Annotated in this window: 2 protein-coding genes; both read right to left on the reverse strand. The window is 38.2% G+C overall.

The genetic code is table 11. The features are described 5' to 3' along the window. Positions 1-323: 323 nt before the first annotated feature. Positions 324-815: a signal peptidase II gene (gene lspA / locus BCT81_RS20615; RefSeq protein ID WP_004738847.1), complete on the reverse strand. Its 492-nt coding sequence runs from the start codon at positions 813-815 to the stop codon at positions 324-326. 134 nt (positions 816-949) lie between these two features. Then, entirely contained in the window at positions 950-1357 is a 408-nt protein-coding gene (locus tag BCT81_RS20620) for a GFA family protein (RefSeq protein WP_102425657.1), read from the reverse strand. Between the last annotated feature and the right edge of the window lie 882 nt (positions 1358-2239).

Genomic DNA, 2239 nt, shown 5'->3' on the forward strand with positions numbered 1-2239 from the left:
ATCTAATTGATAATATTAAAACTAAAGCTCTTACGAGAAAAATATCGCTAGAGCCATCTGTGTAGTCGATGCCTTCGCATTAACCTTAGTACTTAATCCAAATAATCGCTTCAGTACTAAAACTGAATAAAATATAACTCGAGCTTAAGTGACCAAACTAAACTGGCCACTTAAGCTTCTTTTCAATGTTGCCTGTTACCCTCAACAATGAGAATAGAAAAAACAAACCCCACTGGGGTTAAACTAGTGGTTAGCAATAAATGAGTGGCTGTTATCAACCAATTCAAAATGTTGTAACTCTTACTCCGTTTATCGTAAGACAGTTACCTACCCGTTTCAGGTTTACTGCCCAATAATAGTAGTAACAGAGCACCTACGACTATAGCTATATCAGCAATATTGAAAATACCAGTACGAAATGAACCAAAGCCTATATTGAGAAAATCCACCACCGCGCCATTATTTATCACTCTATCATAAAGGTTACTCGCTCCTCCGGATAGAATCATTGAGATTGCAAACAACGAGTTCGTACTTAATCGAGGACTTGTCATTAAGTAAGTAATGCCTAAACACAAGAAGAGACTCACACCCAAAACAAAAATACCAAATCGGATCTCATCCGATAGACCATTGCCCAAGCCTAAAAACGCACCAATATTTTCAGTATAGCCAATACGAAGAGTGTCGAAAAAATAACTACGCATCATGTTCCTGGGCAAGTACTCAGCAGCAATAAGCTTTGTTATCTGATCAATACTAACGCACAAGAAGGCGACAACTGTTACCACCTGTATTCTCTTTTTTAATTCCATATTACCTCTATGTTATTAAAGTCTAATTGCTCCCTGCACAAGCGCAGTAAACGTTTCTCGTATTCTAAAAAAGTATCAACTTAGATGCGTCTAAAGTAAGGAGTTAAACACCTTTATAAAGTCTTTTTGTAGGGCTATTTCCGCCCCGGCTCATGCCTATCGTATCGCGGCAATTCTGCATTTAAATCTTCCCAGTTAGCTTTCGAAGTCACGAAATTGTGAGAAAGAGGACGCTCCAATATATCGCTATCTAATGCCCCTATGCGGAGGCGATACCTTTCTCGAGATTGAGCATTTGAACTGTATAATGGCGAACCGCAAGTCCGACAAAAATACTTCCGCTTACCCTCGCTGCTCTCGTAAAAGGTGAGCGAATCACTATGGTCTGTTAGCTTCAGATCTTGCGTATTAATAAAACCATTTGTAGCGTAAGCACTTCCACTCGCTTTACGACACAATGAGCAATGACAGTGAATAATATCAGTTACATTACCGTCAAGTTCAAACTGGATTGAACCACACAAACAGCTACCTTTGTACATCTACTTTTCCTGAATTTAGTTTACGAATATCCGTCAGCACTTATAGCACCACACCATGAAATATCATCTCAATTCCTATCGACTGTATTCGGCCCTCTCACTTTACAAACGTCATTGGAATCACTTCAACTACCACAATCAAAAAATAGGCTACTAATTTCAAGTGAAAACAACGTTTTACTCGTTGAGGAAGCTTCCAATCTGTTAAATACATGTTTTTGATTATTTCTGATAAACAACTTCCAACTAGGATTGACAAACAAATTCTGTCTATGACTATTGTGAAACATATTTTATACAAATTTATCTCTCGCGGAGACTACAGCCTTAGTCCACTAAAATTCAAGTACATGTACCCAGCAACGGTATGCACAACCAGTTTTACATAAATAAGGTTGACTTTATCAAACAAAACATTCACCAAAACAATTAGATAGAAGCTAACTAGCTTTAATTACCTGCTGATCAACAGAAGTTATGTATTAGTAGAAATGTGTCGATTACCTAGGTGGCATTGTCAGTTTTATATCCACGGTTTAGGCAGGCGTGGTCATGCTCTCTTAATTCTAAAATGCCCTATAGTCGGAGTAAGAACAGTTGAGCATGTGACAGCATTTCCTTTCCAACGCTTCTCGAACCGCTATTCCGCATAGTCCTCCATGCTGTCAGAGGCAGATTCTCGGGGTTATCTTTCGTAAATAATAATTGAGCGAATTTTTAATCCCGTCGATAGTGGAAGTGAATCGGAAAACTGATCCTTTCACTTGATAGAGTCGCTTTTACTATTTCAGTCGATTTACATCATGGTAATAAAGGCGGTTGTAGAAACGAATTAATCAGGTCACAACTTTTGAGTTAAAAAGAAGAGTGTAATCAACACAC

The organism is Vibrio sp. 10N.261.52.A1 (assembly GCF_002876325.1).
In the GTDB taxonomy this organism is placed as follows: Bacteria; Pseudomonadota; Gammaproteobacteria; order Enterobacterales; family Vibrionaceae; genus Vibrio; species Vibrio chagasii.

What these genes read in the sequence shown, in the direction of transcription:
- BCT81_RS20620 (WP_102425657.1), bottom strand. Translation starts at nt 1,357, where the DNA reads ATGTACAAAGGTAGCTGTTTGTGTGGTTCAATCCAGTTTGAACTTGAC.
- lspA (WP_004738847.1), bottom strand. Translation starts at nt 815, where the DNA reads ATGGAATTAAAAAAGAGAATACAGGTGGTAACAGTTGTCGCCTTCTTG.